Annotated in this window: 14 protein-coding genes; 6 read left to right on the top strand and 8 right to left on the bottom strand. The window is 69.1% G+C overall.

Annotated features, from left to right (window positions below; all coding sequences use genetic code 11):
- Positions 1-72 precede the first annotated feature (72 nt).
- The 3 genes from WMF24_RS44740 to WMF24_RS44730 form a co-directional block, all read right to left on the bottom strand.
- Positions 73-1,464 (bottom strand): DDE-type integrase/transposase/recombinase, encoded by a 1,392-nt coding sequence (locus tag WMF24_RS44740; RefSeq protein WP_437733601.1) that lies wholly within the window; start codon positions 1,462-1,464, stop codon positions 73-75.
- A gap of 124 nt (positions 1,465-1,588) precedes the next feature.
- Positions 1,589-2,209 (bottom strand): hypothetical protein, encoded by a 621-nt coding sequence (locus WMF24_RS44735; RefSeq protein WP_437730027.1) that lies wholly within the window; start codon positions 2,207-2,209, stop codon positions 1,589-1,591.
- Between the two features lie 354 nt (positions 2,210-2,563).
- Positions 2,564-5,560 carry a class I SAM-dependent DNA methyltransferase gene (locus WMF24_RS44730; protein ID WP_437733600.1) on the bottom strand — a complete coding sequence of 999 codons (2,997 nt, stop codon included), beginning with the start codon at positions 5,558-5,560 and terminating at the stop codon, positions 2,564-2,566.
- 206 nt (positions 5,561-5,766) lie between these two features.
- Between WMF24_RS44730 and istA the strand changes: the two genes are divergently transcribed.
- Both istA and WMF24_RS44720 read left to right on the top strand, forming a co-directional pair.
- Entirely contained in the window at positions 5,767-7,332 is a 1,566-nt protein-coding gene (gene istA / locus WMF24_RS44725; protein WP_437730029.1) for an IS21 family transposase, read from the top strand.
- Positions 7,332-8,153 (top strand): ATP-binding protein, encoded by an 822-nt coding sequence (locus tag WMF24_RS44720; protein WP_437730028.1) that lies wholly within the window; start codon positions 7,332-7,334, stop codon positions 8,151-8,153. Before istA ends, WMF24_RS44720 begins: the two co-directional genes overlap by 1 nt.
- 278 nt (positions 8,154-8,431) lie before the next feature.
- On the opposite strand, the gene WMF24_RS44715 is transcribed toward WMF24_RS44720, so the two are convergent.
- Together WMF24_RS44715 and WMF24_RS44710 are read right to left on the bottom strand one after the other, a co-directional pair.
- Complete coding sequence (locus WMF24_RS44715; RefSeq protein ID WP_437733599.1) at positions 8,432-8,731, bottom strand: hypothetical protein; 300 nt, start codon at positions 8,729-8,731, stop codon at positions 8,432-8,434.
- A 1,200-nt stretch (positions 8,732-9,931) separates the two neighbouring features.
- Positions 9,932-10,081, bottom strand: coding sequence for a hypothetical protein (locus WMF24_RS44710; protein WP_437733598.1), 150 nt, complete (start codon positions 10,079-10,081; stop codon positions 9,932-9,934).
- Between the two features lie 411 nt (positions 10,082-10,492).
- On the opposite strand from WMF24_RS44710, the gene WMF24_RS44705 reads away from it, so the two are divergent.
- Positions 10,493-11,356, top strand: coding sequence for a tyrosine-type recombinase/integrase (locus tag WMF24_RS44705; RefSeq protein WP_437730089.1), 864 nt, complete (start codon positions 10,493-10,495; stop codon positions 11,354-11,356).
- A gap of 6 nt (positions 11,357-11,362) precedes the next feature.
- Positions 11,363-12,637: an IS91 family transposase gene (locus WMF24_RS44700; RefSeq protein WP_437729911.1), complete on the top strand. Its 1,275-nt coding sequence runs from the start codon at positions 11,363-11,365 to the stop codon at positions 12,635-12,637.
- 744 nt (positions 12,638-13,381) lie between these two features.
- On the opposite strand, the gene WMF24_RS44695 is transcribed toward WMF24_RS44700, so the two are convergent.
- The 3 genes from WMF24_RS44695 to WMF24_RS44685 all read right to left on the bottom strand — a co-directional run bounded on the left by WMF24_RS44695 (position 13,382) and on the right by WMF24_RS44685 (position 17,211).
- Positions 13,382-14,470 carry a hypothetical protein gene (locus WMF24_RS44695; RefSeq protein WP_437733597.1) on the bottom strand — a complete coding sequence of 363 codons (1,089 nt, stop codon included), beginning with the start codon at positions 14,468-14,470 and terminating at the stop codon, positions 13,382-13,384.
- A 19-nt stretch (positions 14,471-14,489) separates the two neighbouring features.
- Positions 14,490-15,983, bottom strand: coding sequence for a glucuronyl esterase domain-containing protein (locus tag WMF24_RS44690; protein ID WP_437733596.1), 1,494 nt, complete (start codon positions 15,981-15,983; stop codon positions 14,490-14,492).
- Between the two features lie 694 nt (positions 15,984-16,677).
- Positions 16,678-17,211, bottom strand: coding sequence for a hypothetical protein (locus WMF24_RS44685; protein ID WP_437733595.1), 534 nt, complete (start codon positions 17,209-17,211; stop codon positions 16,678-16,680).
- A gap of 377 nt (positions 17,212-17,588) precedes the next feature.
- On the opposite strand from WMF24_RS44685, the gene WMF24_RS44680 reads away from it, so the two are divergent.
- Together WMF24_RS44680 and WMF24_RS44675 are read left to right on the top strand one after the other, a co-directional pair.
- The gene (locus tag WMF24_RS44680; protein WP_437733594.1) at positions 17,589-19,367 is read left to right on the top strand and encodes a hypothetical protein; all 1,779 of its coding nucleotides are present in this window, start codon (positions 17,589-17,591) and stop codon (positions 19,365-19,367) included.
- Positions 19,368-19,390: 23 nt separating this feature from the next.
- Positions 19,391-20,953 carry a hypothetical protein gene (locus WMF24_RS44675; RefSeq protein WP_437733593.1) on the top strand — a complete coding sequence of 521 codons (1,563 nt, stop codon included), beginning with the start codon at positions 19,391-19,393 and terminating at the stop codon, positions 20,951-20,953.
- Positions 20,954-21,053 lie beyond the last annotated feature (100 nt).

Below are 21,053 nucleotides of genomic sequence, written 5' to 3'. Positions count from 1 at the left end.
GTGGGCAACCACAGCTCGGCATCGTCGAGCTCCTTGGAGAAGGGGGCCGTGCGAAGGCCGAAGAAGCCGAGCTCAGAAGATCGCATCGAGGTCCTCCTCCCCATCGGCCTCGTCCGCGCCGGTCGCCAGGGCCGCGTCGCGCGCGCTCTTGACGAGCAGGGCGCCGCCCGGGTCGAAGGCAACAGGCTGCCCCGCGGCCGACGCGCCGCCGCTCGTGGCTCGGCGCGCTGGCCGCTTGACGTGCGCGTTGTGTACCGGGTCGACAGGGCGAAGCGGGATCCGCTGCCCCTCCAGCTCGACGACCGGGGCGAGAGGCTCGTCGAGCAGGCAATAGGCGACCGTCACGACACGGCCGGCGAGGTAGCCGTGATCAAGCTCGAAGAGCTGTCCTCGGAGGGCGACGGTCGTGTCGCGGCGCACGCGCCGACGCTGCCGGAGCGTGAGCGCCTCGCGCAGGCGAGCCTCGGAGAGGGCGTCGATCTCGCGCTGCCCGGGCGCGTACACAAGCCCCGGCGCGCGCCCCATCAGCCCGGCGTGCGGCGACGGGTGGTAGTGGACGTCGAGGAAGGCCTGGATGCGAGAGGAGATGTCCTGCAGCGACGTGACCGAGCCCAGGTGGTCGAGCACGTTCTCTCGAAGCGTCCGCCAGAATCGCTCCATCTTACCACGCGCCTGCGGGTCGTAGGGGCGCGCGTGAAGCAGGGTGATCCCGAGGCGCGAGCAGAAGAGGCGCAAGGCGTCGCCACGGTAGGTTGCACCGTTGTCGAGGTAGAGCGCATCGGGGACTCCGTAGAGCCGGAGGGCACGGACGAGCAGCCGCAGCAGGGTGTCTTCCTTCTCGTCGCTCTCGACCGAGAGGATGACGATGAAGCGCGAGGCATCGTCGAGCAGGGCGTGGATCCGCACCGTGACCCTTCGGCCGTCGAGATGAAGTGTCGGGCCGTGACACACGTCACCATGCCAGAGCGCATCAGGGCGCTCGGCTTGCCACTTGAGCCGAGTCGTCGGCCCTTTCCCGTCGCGCTGCGGGATCTTGTCGAGCCCCTCTTGACGGAAGAGGCGACGCACGGTCGACGCGCTGACCGTGGCGCTCAGGCGTCCGTCTGCGCGGAGCGTGCGCAGGATGAGTGGCACCGAAGCGTCCGGGTGCTCCCGGCGGATGTCGCACAGCAGCCTTCTCAGCACCGGGTCGAGCTCGCGGCCGCGCCCGCGGTCGCGACGGGCGCGAGGGCAGAGCCCTTCGAGCCCGCGCTGGCGGTAGGCATAGAGCCAGCGCTCGAGTGTCGGCACCGCGAAGGTGCGTGTACACGAGCTCCCGGGCGGTCGCACGCGCTCCTTCGAGAGGGCGCGTAGCGCTTCGACGAGGTCGCCATGCTCGAGATCGCGAGCGCAGAGCTGCCCGATCATGCCGTGGCGGAAGATGGCGATCTCCTCCGCGTGGTCTCTGGGTTTGAGGATGTCCACGAGCGGTCCTTTCCACGGGTCCGTCTTCGACGACCCATGTGGACCCAGTGCCTCATTCCTGCACCGCCGTGCCCGATCCTGCGTGGTGGAGTCGCCGGAGCTTGCGTTGGCCTGCGGATGGGCATCACGCTGCGAGCACGGCGCCGCGGAACGCCAGGTGCGGCGCCGGCTCCCGCGTGCTGCCCTGAGGTGACAGCCCCACGAGCTGCATCGCGGTGCGCTCGGCGATCTGCGCGCGGGGGCTTTCCGCGCCATGGCGCCCGAGCCGAGGGAACAGCTGTCCACGGCGGCTGGCCTCGATCCAGCGAGACGGCGCGAGCCACCGCTCGGCCGCTGCGACGCCCAGGGTCGCGCAGGGGCACACCTCGGCGCGGGCGACAGGCGTGCTCACGCCGTCGAGCCCGATGCGAGCAAGCACCCAGCCGATCGCCGCCGCGGAGTAGCGCCGGCGGTGCAGCAACCCGCGAGGCACTACGACCACGATCGCGCCGCAGGCGCTGCAGCGGTAGCGTCGAGCTTGGATCGTGACCTGCTGGGGAGCGCCGCCGGGCTCGAGCGGGCCGCACACCAGCCGCTCGCGCAGGCCGTGGCCGCGCATCACCAGCGGGCCGTTGACGGGGCGGCCGGCCGCGTCGCAGCAGGGGCAGCGCGCGGGCCGCACGAGGTCAACCGTTGGCAGCACCGTCATCCAGCGCTTGATGTCGACGTCGGCTTGAACGATCCTGCATGAGCTCCGCTCCTGCACGGTGCTCGGAGCACGACGAGGGGAAGACGGGTCGCCACAACACGCATCCCCTCGTCGCCTATTTTGTGGCCGGCCTCGCGCCGATGCTCCGCTCCCTCGGCCCCGGCCTTACGTCAGCGAGGGGCTGACGTGTCGCAAAGTGTAGTGGTAATTGGGGTCGTGGAACGGGAATGCAAGGGCGCTCAGCGCGGCGAAGTCGCGCGACTTGACGTTTGTGTGAGATTTTTTGGTTGGTTTTAGGAATGCACAGCGAACGCCGGCCGACGGCGGGGCATCAGCCTCCACCCTGGCTTCCTCTCTCGGGCCCACACCGGCTCGCTGATGGGCGGGCAGCGGCCGATCAGGGGATTCCCATCACGAATAGGGATCGAGATCGGGGCGAACTCCACTTTTGAGAGGGCGCGGTAACACGTAGGCCTCGAAGACCGCGACGTCCAGGTCGTCGTGGATTTGCTTGAGGACTGAGACCAGACCCTGCTGGTGAATTAGCCTCTCCTTGTCGGTGAGCGGTTCGTTCGCTCGCACCTTCTCCAAGGTGGCATACATCCCATTCAAGGTGAGTCCGGGGTGCTCGGCCTGTTGCTTGTTGCGATGCGCGTTGAGTTCGTCGGCAATCGCGCGAACCCGCAGGACCTGGTTTTGGTTCACCTCGGGGAACGGGAACGTGTCAAAACAGCGCGTCTTATTGTATCGAGGTTCATGCCGCACCCCGAGACCACCACCCGCCGTGAGCGCCCACAGGGTGTGCACGCGACTGGAAAGCACACCTAGGTAAAATGAATCAGCTAGACCGATCGCCACGATGGCGTTGTCGGGCAGGACCTCGTGCGACAGGAACACGAAATACCTCCGCCGCGCAGTTTCCGGAGTCGCGATATAGCGATGAAGGCCGCGCAGCGCGGCTCGAAGTTCGGTATTACGCCGCCCAAAAAGCCACCAGTTGGTCCGTCGATAGGGTTCGTTGTTGTGGTCTCGCTCGGGCTTCACTTTCTCGAAGACCCATTGGTAAACCGCGGGAAAATTCTTGCGCACCTCTTCCTCGGTCAGACCATCGAGATCGATCACCATCACCCCACGGGGGATCGACGTGATGTCCTTCCCGTTTCGATATGCACGAATGTGCCTTTCGATTCCTGGCACTGTCCCTAGTCCAAGCGAGCGTGCCTCGTCGGGTGTCACGATGAAGCCATGGCCGTGCAACTTCACACCTGGAGAGCTGAGCGCCTCGTTCGCACGCAATGGCATCGCCTCCGACACGTTGGCTCCGATGCGCAAGTCGGCGTTGATCCTCCCTTGGCGCTCTTCGATTTCGACCACAAGCTCGCCCTTGTCATCCACGTGTTCGCGCGTAACCTTGCCGAGGATGCCGAGGCTTCGTCCCGAGGTTATCGTCGTCATCGCGACGCGGACTTCTGCGCTCTCGCCTGCATTGCCATAGCGGTCGGTGGCCCATGGATGATCGTCGACCGCAAAGGCTAGCGACAGCCCGCCGCCATCGGTGAGATAGGGCCGCGTGACGCGCCGGCTCTGTACCTGAGTAATTGTAGTTGTCGTCACTAGGCCCGCTCGCCGCACCTCGCCCCGCAGCACGAGCTTCGCTGCATGATTCCACCAGTACATCACGAGGTCGCATGCGTCGGGCACATCATGGTGAACACGCCGCAGCGCTTCAACATATCCTTCGCCAAGCGCCTGTCGCATCTTCCAGCCGCCCATAAAAGGCGGATTGCCGACGATGAAGTCGGACTTCGGCCACTCGGACTCCCGCGGGTTCACGTACTGATACACAGGCACGGTCGCCTTCTCATCCGGTACCATCTCCCCCGTGACGGGGTGCTTCTTCATCGTCTCCCCGTCCCACCGCGTCACGGGCTTGCCCTTCGCGTCCCGGACCAGCTCCTCCCGATCCCACGCCAGCACGGCATCCCGGCATTCGATGTTCCGGAAGTCCCGAAGCACCGGCTCCGGTGGGGGCGTCAGCCTCCCGTAGGCGCGGAAATGCCATTGTAGGTAACCAATCCAAAGGACCAGCTCCGCGATCTCCTTCGCCCACGGCTTCACCTCGATCCCGAGGAACTGCCCGGGCGTCACGCGGATCCCCTCGGCGTGCAAGAGCTCCTGCCGCTCGCCGAGGTCGTTGAGCAGGGCAAGAACCTCGCTCTCCAGCCGCTTGAAGAGGTCGAGGGTCACATAAAGGAAGTTCCCCGAGCCGCAGGCCGGATCGAGGACGCGCGTCTCACAAAGCTTCGTGTGATAGGCGCGCACGGCCACGCGGGCGTCCTTTTCCTTGCCGCTCTGATAGAGCTTTCGCGCCGCGGTCTGCACGTTCTCCCATTCCTCACGCAGCGGCTCTTCGATCGTCGGGCGGATCAGCCTCTCGACGTAGGCGCGGGGCGTGTAGTGGGCGCCGAGTTTGTGGCGCTCCTTCGGGTTCAACGCGCGCTCCAGGAGCGTCCCGAAGATGGCCGGATCGACCTGGGACCAGTCGCGCCGCGCAGCATCGAGCAAGAGCGCGAGCGATTCCTTCGAGAGCGGCAAGCCTGTCGGCTGATTGAAGAGCCCGCCGTTAAACCGGAGGAGCTTGCCGAAGTAGGAGAACGAGGTGCCCTCGTTCATCGCGCGCCAGAGCCCTTCGATGGCCGCAGGGAAGGCGCGTGGGCTCGTGATCCAGTGGTGCTCCAGCCCGTCTGTGAAGAGCCGTGACGGCAAGAGCGCCACGTCCTCTGCAAACATCGTGAAGATGCACCGCATGAGGAACTTGGCCACGGCCTCGGGCGGGTTCCCCTCGGCTTCCATCTTTTTCGCGAGCTCCGCGAGCTGCGCGGCGACCTCGCGCGTCACCCGCTCGGCACGTCGGGAAGGATCAAGGGAAAGCGGCTCGGTGAAGACCGCGCGCAGGGTGTCGACGTGCTTCGCGAGGTCGCGCAGATAGATGCGCCGGTTCTGCGCGTTCGGGAACGCAGGCCAGCGCCGCGTGCCGTCGAAGTCGGCGTAGAGCTCGAAGACATAGCCGATGTCGCAGACGATGAGGAACGGAGGCGGCTCGTCGAGCGCACTCGCGTAGCCGAGCGCCTGCCCGCGCGCGTCGACCATCGCGAGGTCCCAGGAATCCGTCCCACGCTGCGTCTTACCGCTCTTCTTCGTCCCGGCCGCGGCCGCCTGCTTCGCTTCGAGCAGGAAGCAGCCATGCTTATAGAGGTCCGCGCGCTTCGTCGTGACCTTGCCGCCCTCCTGCGTCATCGGGATCGGTTTCTCGAAGACGTACCGATCGCGGGCCGGATCGCCCGTGGCCGGCTCGGTGCCGGTTTGCAGCCTCATGGGGCCACCTGACGGCGTTTTTTGCAGGGTCATGGGGCCACCCCAAACGCAGGAGGATGGGGCCACCCGCGCGGGGGCGTGACCCAGTTTTTTGCAGGGTCATGGGGCCGGCTTCCGAGGTTTTTTGCAGCCTCATGGGGCCAGCTCGGGACGCCGCGGTCGGGATCTGAGACGGGCTCCTTCCGACGACGGCGCGGGTCGCCGTCGGAAGGAGGCCGATGCCCTACCGAGAGCTGATCATGGTTGACATCAAGGAAATGCTCCGCCGTCGTGCGGCGGGGCAGAGCGCGCGTCACGTGGCGCGCGAGACAGGGTTCGATCGCAAGACGGTCGGCAGGTACTTCGAGGCCGCTGCGACATTGCCACTGCCGCCCGATCGCGAGCCGACGGACGAGGAGATCCACGCAATCGCCCAGCGCGTGCAGGCGCGCCCGGTGCCCGACGCGAGCGAAGAGTGGAAAGAGATCGGCGCGCATCGCGCACGTATCGAGGCCTGGCTCGCCCAGCCTCGGCCGCTGAAGCTGACGAAGATCCACACGCTGCTCAAGCGCGACCACGGCGTCAGCGCGAGCTACGACACGCTCCGGCGCTTCGTCATGGAGGAGCTCGCGTGGCGCAAGAAGACGCCGACGGTTCGCGTCGCTGACACCGAGCCCGGCGAGGTCGCGCAGATCGACTTCGGCCTGATGGGTAAGCTGTTCGATCCAGCGACGCAGCGGGTTCGAAATCTGTGGGTGCTCGTGGTGACGCTCGCGTACAGCCGCTACCAGTTCGTGTGGCCGTCGTTCGAGCAGACCACGGCGGCGGTGTGCGCGGGGCTGGATGCGGCGTGGAGGTTCTTCGGCGCGATGGCGCGCGTGATCCTCCCGGACAACATGAAGGCCATCGTGCTGCGCGCTGACGAGCTCGCCCCCGTGCTCGTGCCGGCGTTCCTCGACTACGCGCAGACGCGCGGGGTGTTGGTGGATGCCGCGCGAGTCAGGTCGCCCAAAGACAAGGCGCGTGTCGAGAATCAGGTCGCGTACGTGCGCGAGAGCTGGTTCGACGGCGAGTCGTTCACCAGCCTCGACGAGGCGCGCGCGTCCGCTGAGCGATGGTGTCGCCACGTCGCCGGTGCGCGCGTCCACGGCACGACGCGCGAAGTGCCGCGCGAGGTGTTCGAGGCACGCGAGAGGAGCGCCATGAAGCCGGCGCCGACAGCTCCGTTCGACGTACCGCACTGGACTGATGCAAAGGTGCACCCGGACCATCACGTGCAGGTCCTCCGGTCGCTCTACAGCGTGCCAACGCGCTACGTCGGCAGCACGGTGCGCGTTCGCGCCGACAGCGTGTCCGTGAGGATCTACGCCGGCACGCAGCTCGTGAAGGTGCACGCGCGCGTTGCGCCGGGCAAGCGCTCCACCGACCCGAGCGACTACCCCGTGGGCAAGGACATCGCGGCCGAGCGCGATGTGGCTTCGCTCATCGCGAGCGCGAAGAAGTGCGGCGTGCACGTCGGCATCTACGCCGAGCGGCTGCTCGATGTGCCGCTACCGTGGACGCGCATGCGGCTCGTCTATGCGCTGCTGCGGCTGTGCAACAAGTTCGGCAACGGGCGCGTCGAGGCGATCTGCCAGAGCGCGCTCGCGTTCGATGTCGTCGACGTGCAGCGCGTGACGCGCATGCTCGAGACGGCGAAGACGCCCGCGTCACCGCCCACGGATGAGCGCAAGGTCGTTGCGCTCCCCACGCCGCGGTTCGCGCGCAGCACCGAGCACTTCGCGACACGCACGCTGGCGGCTGCCGCGACGAAGGAGGAGGCGTGATGAGCTCGAGCGAAGTCGACCCCGCGCTCGTCACGGCGCTCAAGCGCCTGCGCCTCGGCCGCATCGCAGCGACGTTGCGTGAGCGGCTGCTGCTGGCCGAGAAGCAGTCGATGGGGCACGAGGAGATGTTGCTCATGCTGCTCACCGACGAGATCGCGCGCCGCGAGGCGAGCGCGACGGAGAGCCGCGTACGCGACGCCGGGCTCGATCCCAACATGCGCCTGGAGCTCTGGGACAAGACCGCGAAGGTCAGCTTCGACAAGCGTCTGCTCGGTGGGTTCACGAGCCTGCGCTTCCTCGAAGAGCACAAGCACATCGTCATCCTCGGCTCGGTCGGCGTGGGCAAGACCTTCCTCGCGAACGCGCTCGGACACCTCGCGTGCCAGCACGGCTACAGCGTGCGTTTCCTGCGCGCCGACGCGATGCTGCGCAGGCTGCGCCAGAGCAGGCTCGACAACTCACGCGACGCCGAGATGGTCGCGCTCACGACCGTCGACCTGCTCATCCTCGACGACTTCGCGCTCGAGGCGATGAGCAAGGAAGAGAGCCGCGACGTCTACCAGCTCTTCCTCGAGCGCACGGGTCACGCGTCGATGATCGTCACGAGCAATCGCGACACGGCCGAGTGGCTCGCGATGTTCGACGACGTGCTGCTCGCGCAGAGCGCCGTCGATCGGTTCAAGAACGCGGCGTTCGACTTCATCGTCGAGGGCGAGTCGTACAGGCCACGGCTCAAGCCGAAGCTCGACGAGAGCAACACGGCCGCGCCAGTGCCCGCGCGCAGCAAGCCGCCCACCCATCCACGCAGCAAGCGGCGATGACCGCTGCGGCCCCGGCGAGGACGTCGATCCCGGGGCCGCGCCGCTGACCCCCTCGCTCCACTCGGCGCGCCTCGCCCACCCTCGTCAGCATGGCCGCGAGGGGCGCCGGGGGCGGGGTGGACGTTCCTGCTCCTGAGCGTCGTGACCCCTGCGCCGGACCTACCAGGGGGCCCGGGTGGCCCCATGACCCTGCAAAAAAGAGGGACGTCGCCGGTCGCTTCGCGCCCGGCTCCGGGGACCTCGACACGCTTCGCGGTCTCGGGCATGGTCGAGACCGATCACGTCGTCTCCCCCTGGCCCCATGACCCTGCAAAGGGGTGGCCCCATGACCCTGCGACGTGGCACTCGGGCCGCGGGACGCCCAGCACATCGCAGAGCTCCGCAAGAAAGAGGTCCTTGTTGGCGCGCTCGGAAGCGCCCGAGGCGCTCCACTTCTCGACGAAGGCTGCAACGTCCATGGCGGAGGCGGGAGGGTAGCCCACGAACGCGATCGGCAGGAAGGGCCGATCTCGTCCGGAGACGAGCGAGCCGTTGACCTGCGTGATCTCGTACTGGTACTCGGGGTCGCGGACGCACATCGTTCCCCTTCGGCTCGCGCCGCAGGGAGTGCCGATCCAGCAGGTCGAGCACGCGCAGCAGGCCGACCCGTTCGCGGAACGTCTCGCGGTGGGCTCGGGTCCTGGCGGCCAGGTGCTGGTCGAGCACGGCAGCCCAGAGCGCGGCGCGATCGCACAGCTTCGCGCCGGGGTACGGGTCCAGGATGGGAAGCCGCTGCCCGACCTGCGTCCACCTGGCGGCAGGGGACGCCGAGCTCGCGCTCGAGTGCCCCGCCCGCCCAAGCAACGCGGTCGTGCGTGACAGATGGCCAGCGTGATGGCGTGGAGCGTGTCGTCACGGTCGCGCGCCTGAACGGTCGAGATAAGCGAGCAAGCACGAGCGCTGAACTTGCTCCCAGCGCTTGTGCTCGTCCGCTCGGATCTACCTCCGCGGAAGCCGCACCCGCTCCCGGGCGAGGTCGACCATGGCTGCTGCCCCGCCCCCACGCCGAACGGTAGCGGTAGGCCGAGCAGCCGGCCGATCACCTCGTAAACCACACGAGCTGCCATGTCGTCGCCGACCGCGACGGCGCGGGTGAGCACTTCCGCGAGCGACGTGACCACGGGGCCCGGGGTGGGGGATCAGCGGGCACGAGTTCCGTGAGCCCGGGGCTCGCCGCTTGGGCCCGGCTTGGGTCCATGCGTTCCGCGGGGGTGCGATTCGGGGCCATGCCCCCCTGGAATCTCGGTGAATGCGACGGATCGCGACGGTTCGCCCTCGGGGAATCGTCCCGCCACGATGTCAGCGATCAGTCCATGATGCTGCTGACCATCTCCTCGCTCGCCTTCGCACAGCAGGGCCATGCGTCGCTACGTGGTGTCGTCGGTGGCTGCGCCCCGTCGCTGAGTCGCCGAGGACTCAATCGCGGCGCAGGAGCGCTGGGAGCGCGCAGCGCTAATGTACGCGCAGGCGGGGTCGACCGCGGCATTGCCGCGCATCGTGCGCCATCGTCGTCGCGGGTTGCCGCTCCCTGGGCCCCCTCGCGGAGCGCTCCCGCGAGGGCACGGTATCGCGCAGCGCCGCGACCTCGCCGGGCGCCCGGGAGGAGTCGATGAGGAGAGCAGCAGCACGTACGAGGGGCGGCTGCTCTCCGAGAGTTCGCGGGCGCCGACGAGCTGCAAGGCTCGGGCGGCAACCCCAGCCGCGGTGAGCGAAAAGCTCGCTCTTCGACCCGCCCGTATTCACCCCTCCGGTTTCGGGGGCAGGTAGAGCAGCCGGCCGATCGCCTCGTGAACGATCCGGGCTGCGTCCTCATCTCCGAGCGCGATGGCGCGGGTCAGCGCCTCGGCGAGCGAGGCGACCACGGCCGCCCGAGGCGCTGGGGCGGTCACCGCGAGCTCGCCAGGCCCTAGGCTCGCCGGTTGGACCAAGCCGCTTCGCGGCAGCTCCAGCCACCATGAGACCTTGGGAGCCATGGACCTGGCGGCGGCGCTCGGGCCCCCGAGCGAGCGCGATGCGGACGAGGTGCAGGAGTTCGGCGTGAGGCTCAAGAAGATGCTGCGGGCTCTGCTTCGTTGAGCATTCCGGATACCGAGCCGCGATTTCCTTCCGCGGCTCGGGTCCTTGTCGTCGTTGCAGTTGTCGCGGCAGTGATTGCTGCCGCAGCGCGGCTTTTGCCGGTATTCCCTGCGAAAATAAACGCCCGGCGCAGCGCAGGACTGCCCGCCTGCCGCCTCATTCCCTGCCCACCCTGCCGGTCGCGACGCCCCTGCCCGGGCGCCGCGTTCACCAGGAGGGCAGCGATGGGACAGCTCCGCGATCGAATGGCCGAAGACCTGAAGCTGCGGCGATACAAGCCGTCGACATGCGACAATTACCTCCGCTGCGCACGGGCCTTCGTAGCCTACCACCGCAAGCCGCCGCAGCAGCTGGGTCTCGACGAGGTGCGCGCGTTTTTGCTCTACCTCGCCGAGCAGCGGAAGATCGCGGAGGCGACGCAGCACCAGTACGTGGCGGCGATCAAGTTTCTCTACGCCACCACGCTCGGGCGTCCGGAGGTCGCTGTCGCGATCCCGTGGCCGAAGGTACCCCAGAAGCTGCCGCCGGTCCTCAGCGGCACCGAGGTCGAGGCGCTGCTCAACGCGATCGGCTCGGTCAAGCAGCGCACGATCGTGCTGACGGCGTACGGCGCCGGTCTGCGCATCGATGAGGTCTGCTCGCTGCGGGTCGAGGACATCGACAGCAAGCGCCACCTCATCCACGTCCGCAATGGCAAGCACGGGCGTGATCGGTACGTGATGCTCAGCGCCCCCGTGCTGACCGCGCTGCGCATCTACTGGCGGGCGGAAAGACCCGCTGGACCGGAGCTGTTCCCGGGTCGCCAGCAGGGCTCGGTCATCTCGCACGAGGCGGTGCGCAGCGCGCTGCGCGAGGCGGCGAGGCGCTGCAAGCTGCACAAGCGCGTCACCCCGCACGTGCTGCGGCACAGCTTCGCTACCCACCTGCTCGAGCTCGGCACCGATATCCGCGTCATCCAGGCGCTGCTTGGCCACCGCTCCATCCGCACCACCGTCCGCTACGTCCGCGTCAGCCAGGCTCACATCGGTCGCACCCGCAGCCCGGCCGAAGTGCTCGGCACTCAGGAGGCCAAGAAGAAGCTCGGCTGAGCTCGCGTGCACCCGCATCGCCCGGCGCCGCGGCCCGCGGCCGCGGGTAGGCCTCGGCTCGAGGTCGCGGATATCGTCCGCGCCCACGGCGAGGCCTACCTGCGCGCGCACGCCGTCTCCGCCGCCCAGCGCAAGGTCCTGCGCGACATCGCTGCGTGCAGGACCGCGGTGCTCGGCGGCCATGTCGACGTGTGCACGAGCTGCGGCCACGAGCAGCCCTCGTACAACTCCTGCCGCAACCGCCACTGTCCCAAGTGCCAGAGCCTCAGCCAGGCCCGGTGGATCGCCGAGCGGCAGCAACGCATCCTGCCGACGCATTACTTCCACGTCGTCTTCACGCTCCCGGCCGAGCTGCGCCCGCTGGCGCTCGTCAACCAGCAGACGGTCTTCGATCTGCTCTTCCAGTGCGGCTCGCAGACCCTGCTCGCGCTCGGCCGCGATCCCAAGCGGCTCGGCGCCGACCTCGGTGTCACCGCCGTGCTGCACACCTGGAGCCGCGATCTCAGCTTCCATCCGCACCTGCACTGCATCGTCACCGGCGGCGGGCTTTCGCTCGACGGCTCGCGCTGGATCGAGGGGCGGCGCGGCTACCTCTTCCCTGTGCAGGTCCTCGGCAAGCTCTTCCGCGGCAAGTTGCTCGCCGCGCTTCGGCAGGCCTATGACCAAGGAGAGCTCGACCTGACCGGCGGGGCCGCCGCGCTGGCCAACCCCGCGGCCTTCGCTGCGCTGCTCGACGCGCTCTACCGCAAGCCCTGGGTGGTCTACGCCAAGCCGCCCTTTGCTGGGCCCGAGCAGGTCTTTGCCTACCTCGGTCGCTATACCCACCGTGTCGGGCTGTCCAATCACCGACTGCGGTCGATGGATGAGCGCGGCGTGTGCTTCCGGACCCGCGGAGACAAGACCGTGACGCTCTCCGCCGAGGAGTTTCTGCGTCGCTTCCTGCTGCACGTGCTGCCTCATCGCTTCGTGAAGATCCGACACTTCGGCTTGATGGCAGCGTGTCACGCCACCACCACGCTCGAGGTGGCACGCACGACGATCCTGGCGGCGCGAGACGCAGCGCAGCGCGCTGTCGGGGGAGAGGAGCGCCGGGAAGGCAGCTCTCACGAGCACGAGCCCTCTCCGCGCCACGTCGTCAAGGTCGACTGGTGCACGCTGCTCGCCGCGCTCACGGGGATCGACCTGTCCCTCTGTCCTCGCTGCGGTCAGGCTGCGATGGCTCGCCGTCCGCTGCCGTCGTGCGTCGTCGCCTCTTCCGCTGCTCCTCCGGACACGTCATGAGCATCGATGGCCTGGGCAGGAGCAACGACACCACCTCCGTTGCGCGGCGGTCAGGCATCGATCCGCCTTCTGCGCCGTCCATGGCGGCGGCGTGCGTGCTCCTGGGCCTCCGTCGGCGCCGCGCTCTGCCTCGGCACGTCTGCGCCCGACGTCGTGGCAGCGGGATGCCCCCCGCGTGCGAGCCCCGCCGAGCCCGCCCTCTGCTGCCTTCTCGGGCAGGATCCCCATAGGCCTCGCGACCGCTCCGCCCGGCCGCGAACCGGCCCGGTCCAACCCGACGTTTGCGGGACTGCGCCGGGACCTCGCCGCCGCCGCTGCTCAGGCGCAGTCCCGCAAACGCCTATTCGTTGGGCCCGGCTTGGGTCCATGCCTTCCAAGGGGGCGCGATCCGTCGCCACGCCCGCCCGAAATCCAGGCAAACGCGCCCGATCGCACCGGTTCGCCACCGCAAATTCGTCCTTGGGCAACGGGTCGCCTTCAGAAGCTTCAGCATCCACCACGGTGGGGCCGGCAGCGTCGTCCCTGGCCAGCGCCTGAGGCGGCGGCGAGTCGATGGTAAGGGCGAAGCGCCGCCCATCGCAGGTGACAGAACCTTCTTTTCTGCGATCAGGCAGGCCTTCCACGCCTGAAACGCCCGCGATTTCCGCGACGTAGCACCGGGCGGAAGGCGTCCTACCGTAGGGCTATATGCTGCTGAGCGTCAGCTGGGCGGCGGTTCGACGCGAGCGGCGAGGGAGGCCGCCGTCACTCCCAGCCGGACACGCCGTTCGTGTCGCGCAGGATGGCGTGGACGGCGTGCACCTGACCGCCGGACATCTTGATCATATGCATGTCCAGGTGCCCGTCCGTCATGAAGTCGAACATGGTGAGACCGATGGCGATGCCGCGCACCTCGTCGGCCAGGATGACGCGCGGGATGAAGGTGCCGCCAGACCCAGGAGCGCCGTTACTGCAGGTTGCTCCGGTGCGGCAAGAGAAGTTGCCGCCCCCGTTCTCCAGGCGCCTGCAGGCGTCCGTCACGTTGCAGACGCCGGAGGGGAACGCGCGGAAGTACTTGTCGATCCAGCTCGTCAGCTCTTCCCGCGTGGCCCGCTCGGCCGCCGGGACCTCGTCGTGCCAGCCGATGTCGTCCGCGATGGCGATGATCGCAGCGGGATCCGAGTCGACCGCGAACGACGCCGTGTAGTCGCCCGGGCGGACGACGATCGTCTCGATCTCCGTCATCTCCGAGCCCTCCACCTTGATGCGGAGAGCGACGGGAAGGTCCCTCCCGCCTTCCGGGATCACCGCCTGAGCGGCGGCGCTGCACGCCTCGGTATCCAGGGCACGCTGCGAGTGCTTCACCGCGCCAGCGTTCTTCCAGAAGTCCGTCGTGCCGATGTCGGCCTGCACGGCGTTCTCGGTGAACTTCACGCCTTCTGCCAGGGGTAGGCTGGAAGGATCCCCGGCGGCGAGGGCGGCGAAGTAGTCGTCCAGGAGGCCATCCAGGAGCTCGCGCGTGCAGGCGCCCCCCGGAGCGCCGCCCGTTCCCGTCGCGCCGCCGGTGCCCGCTCCCGGTCCACCGCCGCTGGAGGTGCCGCCGGTCGGCCCCGCCCCGCCGGTCGACGCCGCGCCGCCGCCGCCGCCGCCGCCGCCGCCCGAGGAGGCGCTGCCGGTCGCTTGCGATGAGCCGCCGGTGCCTCCCGCGGGGCTCTGGCCGCCCGAGCCCACGGCGCTGCCCGAGGCGCCACCACCTCCGGTGCCGCCCGTGGCGTCACCGTCCTGGCCAGGGCCGCAAGCGCTCAGCGTCACGGCCAGGGCGACCCCGAGAGAGCGGAACGAGTCACGATTCATGTGCTACCTCCGCGCTGGATCAAAGCTCGCCGGCGAGCGTCGGCGGTGTCCAGTCGATGTGGTCCATGTGGTTGGGCCGGTTGGGCAGGTCCGTGGCGAAGTTGCCCGTCTCCGCGGCGTCGTTGCCCTTCAGGAACTTGTCGATCATCGCGTTGAGGGACGCAGTGTACTGCGAGCGCCAGCTGCAGTGGGCCCCACCTGCGCCCGTGTAGGCCATGTGGTCTCCGACGCCGAGCGCCTCGAAGATCATCTTGCCGACGTTGGCGGTGACCCACGCCGAGTTCCTATCGAGCCCGTTGTACATGGTGCTCGGGTTGTCCACGATGTAGAGGCCGCGTGGCGCGATGAGGCCCATCATCTCGTGCATGTCGACGGGCAGCTTGTTCGTGTTGTCGGCCCCGGCGTTGTTGCCCGTGGTGAACTGACCGAGCGCGGTCTCCGAGAGCCAGCGGACGTAGCTGATGCCATGATAGGGCCATTCGGCGCCGCTGTAGCTGTCGAGCACCTCGACGAGGCGCAGGCCGACCGTGCCCCCGAGACCCGACTCCACCGGGATGGTCAAGGCGATGCGGTTGTCGAGCGCGCCGGCGACGAAGGCGCCCTTGCCCCAGCGAGAGCAGCCCGTCACACCCACCCGGCGCGGATCGATGACGCCGGGGTTCTGCTCCAGGACGTCGAGGACGCGGCTGATCTGCCAGGCCTGTGCCGTGAGGTACCCCGCGGGATGGTTCGAGCCGTACACGCTGTAGAACGGCCCGTTCTTCCCGCCGCTGCCGCCCGTCGACTCGACCGCGGTGAAGGTGATCGTCGCGACGCCTCGCGGGACTGGCATGCCGCTCAGGCCGCCGTAGCCGATGATGGCCGGCGCGGGCGCCGTCGCCCCGTTCATGTTCACGGTGAGGTTGAACGAGGCGCTGCCGCCGCCATCGTTGACCTCGACCGTGATCCTGCTCTCGCTCACGGTACCGGACACGGCTCCCTCGGCCGGGACGGGCTTGTCGCCGTAGATGAACTCGTAGGCTTGCTGGAGGATCTCTTCGCGCCGGCAGGCCCACTGGCTCCTGTCGGAGATGCGGGTGCCGTCCATCTTCTTGAAGGGGTCCGGCAGCTTCGCGTTCGCCGTGAGCGAACCGACGCTCGGCATCGGTCCGACGGAGCACCCGGCTCCAGGATTCTCCACCTCGCCCCACTCGGCGCTCGCGGCGTTGCCGCCGCCGCCGCCGCTGCCGTCGGCACCACCGGTTCCCGTCGCGCCGCCCGTTCCGACCGGGCCCCCACCACCGGTGCTGCCGACGCTCGTCGCCAGGTCGCCGCCCGTCCCGGTCGGGGTACCGCCCGAAGAGGACGCTCCACCAGTGCCCGTCGGCGCCCCTCCGGTGCCGCTGCCGGTGCCGCTGCCGCTGCCGTCGACCCCCGTGCTGACTGCAGAGCTTCCTCCTCCGCCTGAACCGCTGGAATCCGATCCATCTCCGGTGCCGCAGGCGGCGAGCGCGACAGGCAGCGCTGCGAACAAGGCCAGAGAGATCGTGGGACGTGCAGTGCGTAGACGCATGTTGAGCGCTCCTCGTGAGGGGGTCGTGTAGCAGGATCCCGCCGGAGTCGGGCGATGGGGTGGCGGCCGGGGGCCCGACCCGCGCGTGCTGCCGAGGTTATTCTCCACTTTGCCGGTCGTCTTCAAGTCAATTCTGTTCCAGTTCGTGGCGTCTGCGCGCACCGCTCAGGTGGACTGTTGTCGGTACTTGCGGATTCTCTACTCGCCAGGGGCCAGGAGCAGGCCGAAGCCGATTCCCTATCTGATCCTCGACGGTACGACGAAAGAAGCCCTTCCACGCATCGAGGGGGCCGCCTTACACTCCAGGGTCTGCGGGGCGACTCACGCGTCAAAAATTGCACCCACGCCGAAAGCATTGTGTTTCTCCGCGCCACCAGCGCCGAACGTCGGACAGCGACCCCTTGAATGCCCGCGCGCCGGCGCCTTGATCACGAGCCCATCAGAAATCCGACGACCGCGGGGCTGCTCGGGCAGGACCGGGCCGGCCTCTTCACCAGGACATCGGCGACCCCCCGCCCGGCGAGGGGGTGGTCGCCGAGATCCTCGTCGATCAGCGGCTCCGCTGGCTGGAGGAAGGCTCGTGGGAATGGCGCTTCCCCTCGTCGCGGCGTACATCCCTCGAGGGCGCGGTCGCCGAGGCGACGTGCAGGGCTCTTCACTCCAGCACGAGGCTCACGCTCTTCGTGCCCTCGTATCCGTCGCCGCGCACGGTCACCGTGAGCTCCAGCTTCTGACCTTCGAGGGTCTCGCGGTCCCATGCGAAGGGGTGGTAGAACGCGCCGTCCGAGACCAGGAAAGAACCGGCCTTGACGAACTGGGCGTTGAACTGCGCCGAGGTGAGCCCGCTTGGATCGTCGGCGAGCGGGCCCTCGAACCGGTTCGCGAGGCGCACCACATGGCATGTCTCCTCCGCGTCGCCGGGCAGAGCCTCCACCTGGACCCAGGGCGTGATCATCATCGAGCCCTGGTTGCCGAGGATCAGCTGCACGCCGGCGCCATCGGCGTAGGGCACAAACGTCCCGGACGACGCGTCGCCGATGTCGACGGCGCGGGTCTCGGTGAAGTCCTCGCCGAACAGCGTGGGACACCCGCTGGCTTCCGCGGGGATCGACGGCTCGCTGCCGACAGGGCCACAGCCGAGGAGGGACGCGAGGAAAGAGGAGGCGGGCAGTACCAGGCAGGGTCGCATCGCGCGCGCTGAGCTCCGAAGAAAGCCGGGACGAGCCGGACAGGAGAGACGCCGCCTCGCGGACGCGCGAGGGCCAGGCGGTGCTGTAGCACGCCGGGTCCCGAGCAACCTCGGCGATCAACGCCCGTCGCCGAGGCAGCGAGCAAGGCGTGTTTGCCGGCGCGCGGCGCCGGCGCTCCGAGCAGCCGTCGTGCAGCGTCGCTCGCCGCCTCGGCGGCGGGCCTGACAGGGCAGCACGGGCGAAGGCGGGGGCCGGCCGCGACCCGATGGCACGCCGCACCGACGGCTGCGGCGAGTGGCACGCGCGCTGCTATGGGCTCGCTTCGATGCTGAACTCATCACGGCGAAACGCCGGCGGCCCCGCGGATGCTCTGACGTTGGTGTCACGGTCGCAGCGACCTGCGCCGTCGCGATTCGCGGTCCTCCGCCACCCCCTCTTCCTTGGCGCCCTGGCGCTCCTGGTGGTCAACGACCACCTCCTCAAAGGCGCCGGGCTCTTGCCGGGCGCGCTCACGGGCAAGCTCAGCGACCTCGCCGGCCTCGTCGTCGCCCCCGTCCTCGCAGCGGCGCTCGTGGACGCGCGCACGTCGCGCGGGCGAGCGCTGGCGTTCGCGGCGGTCGTCGCGCCGTTCGCGGCCATCAAGCTCTCGGCCGCCGCCGCGCAGCTCCTCGTGGGGCTCGTGGGCCTCGCGGGGATCACGTGGCACATCTGGCAAGATCCGACGGACCTTGCCGCGCTCGTGGTCCTCGTTCCGGCGTGGCGCCTCTCGGCGCGCGCTGCTTCCGGCCGGGAGATATCGGCCCGGACCGCCGGGGAAGGCTCGCGCGCAGCCTGGGTGCTCGAGCGCGCGGCCCTGGCGGCGTCCGCCGTCGCCTGCATCGCGACCGGCACCCCACGACCCAACGGCTATCTCACGGACGCCTATCTCGTCAACGTCACGCCCGGGATCGTGGACGTCCGCGTGCGCTGGGTGGACGCGTCGCTCGACTGCTCTGCCGTCACCTCCGGCGATCCGACACGCATGTTCGGGCCGGGCGCGTTCAACCTCGGGATCACGTACCGGCTGGACCCGCAGGACACGCTCCCGCTCAACGGGGACGTGGCCCGCCGCGCCGCAGGCGACTTCGATGGGACGGTGCCGGCCTCGGAAGAGGCTTGCGATGTGGTGCTGCTCGAGACGGATGGAATGCGGCCTGTGATGGTGTGGTGGTCCAACCTGCAAAACGTCGAGATCCCGCGAAACGTGAGCGACAACCGCGATTTCTGGGACGACACGGACGCGGTGGCGGGGCGCGTCGCGCTGGAGCCGGACACCGTCGTGACGCCCGGACAGGTGAAGAAGGGCGCGCTGCTGACGAACGTCGCGCCCTCGGCGTGCGCCAGCGTGCCGCAATCGTCCTTCCAGTGGGCCGCCCCCTGGACGAACCTGGTCGGCAAGATCATGGCCATCGATGCGTTGTCGGACGGCTGCATCGAATTGACCATGGGCTCTCCGAGGATCGACGGCGGCGGTGGCTCGGGCAGCGCGGGCGGCATGGGCACGGGCGGCGCGGGTGCTGGTGAAGCCGGCGGCGGTGGCGCTGCCGGCGACATGGGCGCAGGCGGCATGGACGCTGGCGGCGCGGGTGCTGGCGGAGCCGACGTCGGTGGCGCTGCCGGCGGCGCCGGCGGCGAGGGTGCGATGGGCACCGGCGGCGAGGGCGGCGGCGAGCCGGATCCGAGCTTCCCCTCTCAGACGCACTATCTCTGCATTCCGATCGAAGACTTCCCGTTCTCGGCGGGCGAGAAGGTGCGATGGCTCGCGACGAACGACAGCCTCGGCGACCACCTCGAGGTCTCGGCCATCGACTCGGAGAAGCGGCTCGATGTCTATCGCAACCTCTCCGAGCTCCAGCTCGTCGGCCTCACGGCCTCGATCGAGCCGACCGAGTGCGAGGGCGACCGGCTGGGCTGCGGCGCCTACGTCACCGACGCGGCGGTCGCGGTGTACCACGGCGGCGCCAGGACCCTGCTGAGCCCTGGAGACGCCCTCGAAGGGCCGGATTTCCGCGTCCGGGTGGGCCGCGCCGAGCGCGTGCTCGCCGGACGTGACGAGTGCGACGCTGGCTACCAGACGCCCAACACGTCCGCGGATCTGTTGATTGCTTACGAATGAGGAGAAGCCACATGGTGTCGAAGATGAAGCTTGTCTCACTCGGTCTCTGCGCCGCCGCCGTCGGCTGCTCCGACCACAGCAGCGTCGGCGCGGGCGGCGAAGTCCCCACAGGCTCGGTCAACGTGGCCCAGGGCGGGGCGCAGGACATCTCCCAGTTCCGCGCGCTGGTGAAGGCGGGGAAGGTGCCCACGCTCGACACGCTGGATCCGGTCGGCTTCTTCGCCGAGCACGCGTTCGACCTGCCCGACGCCGACTGCGGCAAGGACGTCTGCGTTCACCCGTTCCTCGCGGTGGCGCCGCGCTTCAACGGGGGCAACTGGACGATGGCCTTCGTCGCGATGAACACCGCGGTCGACCCTTCGAAGCTGGAGAGGCCGCCGGTTCACCTGGCGATCGCCGTCGAGAGCAGCAGCTTCGCCGCCATCGACGAGGACGCGCTGGACCTGGGAATGATGAAGCTGCTCGCCCGCCTCCGCCCCGAGGACCGCGTCAGCGTCATCCGCTATGGCGAGAGGGCCGAGCGCCGCGTCTTCCTCGCAGAGCCGGAGTCGGCGGAGCTCACGAGCCTCATCGTCGACGAGCGGCTCGGCGAGGGCGACGGCGAGCTCGTCGGCCTCTACGAGGGGATCGCCGCCGCCGAGAAGGCGTTCGAGGAGGGCGACGCGGCGGGCTTCGAGGGCGCGCACCGCGTGCTCCTGCTCACGAGCGGGCACGCGACCAGCGGTATCACGGACCCCGACCACATCCTGGGCCTTGGCGAGGCGCTGGTGGAGGACGGCACGGCGTTCGGCGTGATCGGCGTGGGCGAGCGCTTTCATGTGAAGATCCCGTCGGCGCTGGGCTCGATGGGCGCGGGCACGTACGCCTACGCGCTGAGCGCGGGCGACCTCGGCGATCTGCTCTCCGAGGAGGCGAAGACCACGCTCTTCCCGCTGGCAACGGGGTTCAGCCTGGAGGTGACCCCGTCCGCGGGCTACACGGTGGGGCGCATCTACGGGACGAAGCGGGCGACCGCCGACGCCACGGGGGCGAGCCTGGAGATGCCGGCGCTGTTCATCGGCCAGCGCGACGGCGCGACCGACGTGGGCGGCAGCCGCCGCGGCGGCGGTGGTGGTCTGTTCGTGGAGCTCCTCGCCGACCCGTCCCTCGGCGACGACATCGGGCCGGGCCAGGCAGCCTTCCAGGTGACGGCGGACTGGACCTCGGCGAAGGACGGAGCCGCGGAGAAGGTCGACACCACGCTGCTCAACGCGCTGCCCCCCGGGCAGAACCCCGACTCGATGTGGTGGAACATCTCCGACGGCGGCTCGGGCAAGCCGTACATGATGCTGAACATGTACCTGGCGCTGCGCGGCGCGCTCGATTTCTACCAGGCGGGCGACTGCCAGCGCTCGCTCGGGGTCATCGAGATGATGAAGCCGTCGGTCGGGGCGTGGCTCGGGGAGTACTCGGACACGGACATCCAGGACGACAACAACCTGATGTTGATGTTGCGACAGAACATCGAGAATGCCTGTCGTGAATCGCTGTCGTCCACGGAGCCCGTGCCCCCCGGCGACTTCGATGGCGGCTGCGGTTGGTTGTGACCTCCACCGTCCCTCCCTGAACGTCGCTCGGCGGCGGCGCCTCCCCCGCGCGCGGCCGCCGGTCCTTGTCATGAACCGCGGGCGCCGAAGGCGAACGAGG

Origin of the sequence: Sorangium sp. So ce1335 (assembly GCF_051521615.1) — a bacterium.
GTDB lineage: Bacteria > Myxococcota_A > Polyangia > Polyangiales > Polyangiaceae > Sorangium.
This window is presented reverse-complemented; position numbering and strand designations above follow the sequence as displayed.

Excerpts from the sequence above, each read along its gene's own strand:
- WMF24_RS44730 (WP_437733600.1), bottom strand. The coding sequence starts at position 5,560 with ATGACCCTGCAAAAAACGCCGTCAGGTGGCCCCATGAGGCTGCAAACC.
- istA (WP_437730029.1), top strand. The coding sequence starts at position 5,767 with ATGGTTGACATCAAGGAAATGCTCCGCCGTCGTGCGGCGGGGCAGAGC.
- WMF24_RS44720 (WP_437730028.1), top strand. The coding sequence starts at position 7,332 with ATGAGCTCGAGCGAAGTCGACCCCGCGCTCGTCACGGCGCTCAAGCGC.
- WMF24_RS44715 (WP_437733599.1), bottom strand. The coding sequence starts at position 8,731 with ATGTGCGTCCGCGACCCCGAGTACCAGTACGAGATCACGCAGGTCAAC.
- WMF24_RS44705 (WP_437730089.1), top strand. The coding sequence starts at position 10,493 with ATGGGACAGCTCCGCGATCGAATGGCCGAAGACCTGAAGCTGCGGCGA.
- WMF24_RS44695 (WP_437733597.1), bottom strand. The coding sequence starts at position 14,470 with ATGAATCGTGACTCGTTCCGCTCTCTCGGGGTCGCCCTGGCCGTGACG.
- WMF24_RS44685 (WP_437733595.1), bottom strand. The coding sequence starts at position 17,211 with ATGCGACCCTGCCTGGTACTGCCCGCCTCCTCTTTCCTCGCGTCCCTC.
- WMF24_RS44675 (WP_437733593.1), top strand. The coding sequence starts at position 19,391 with ATGAAGCTTGTCTCACTCGGTCTCTGCGCCGCCGCCGTCGGCTGCTCC.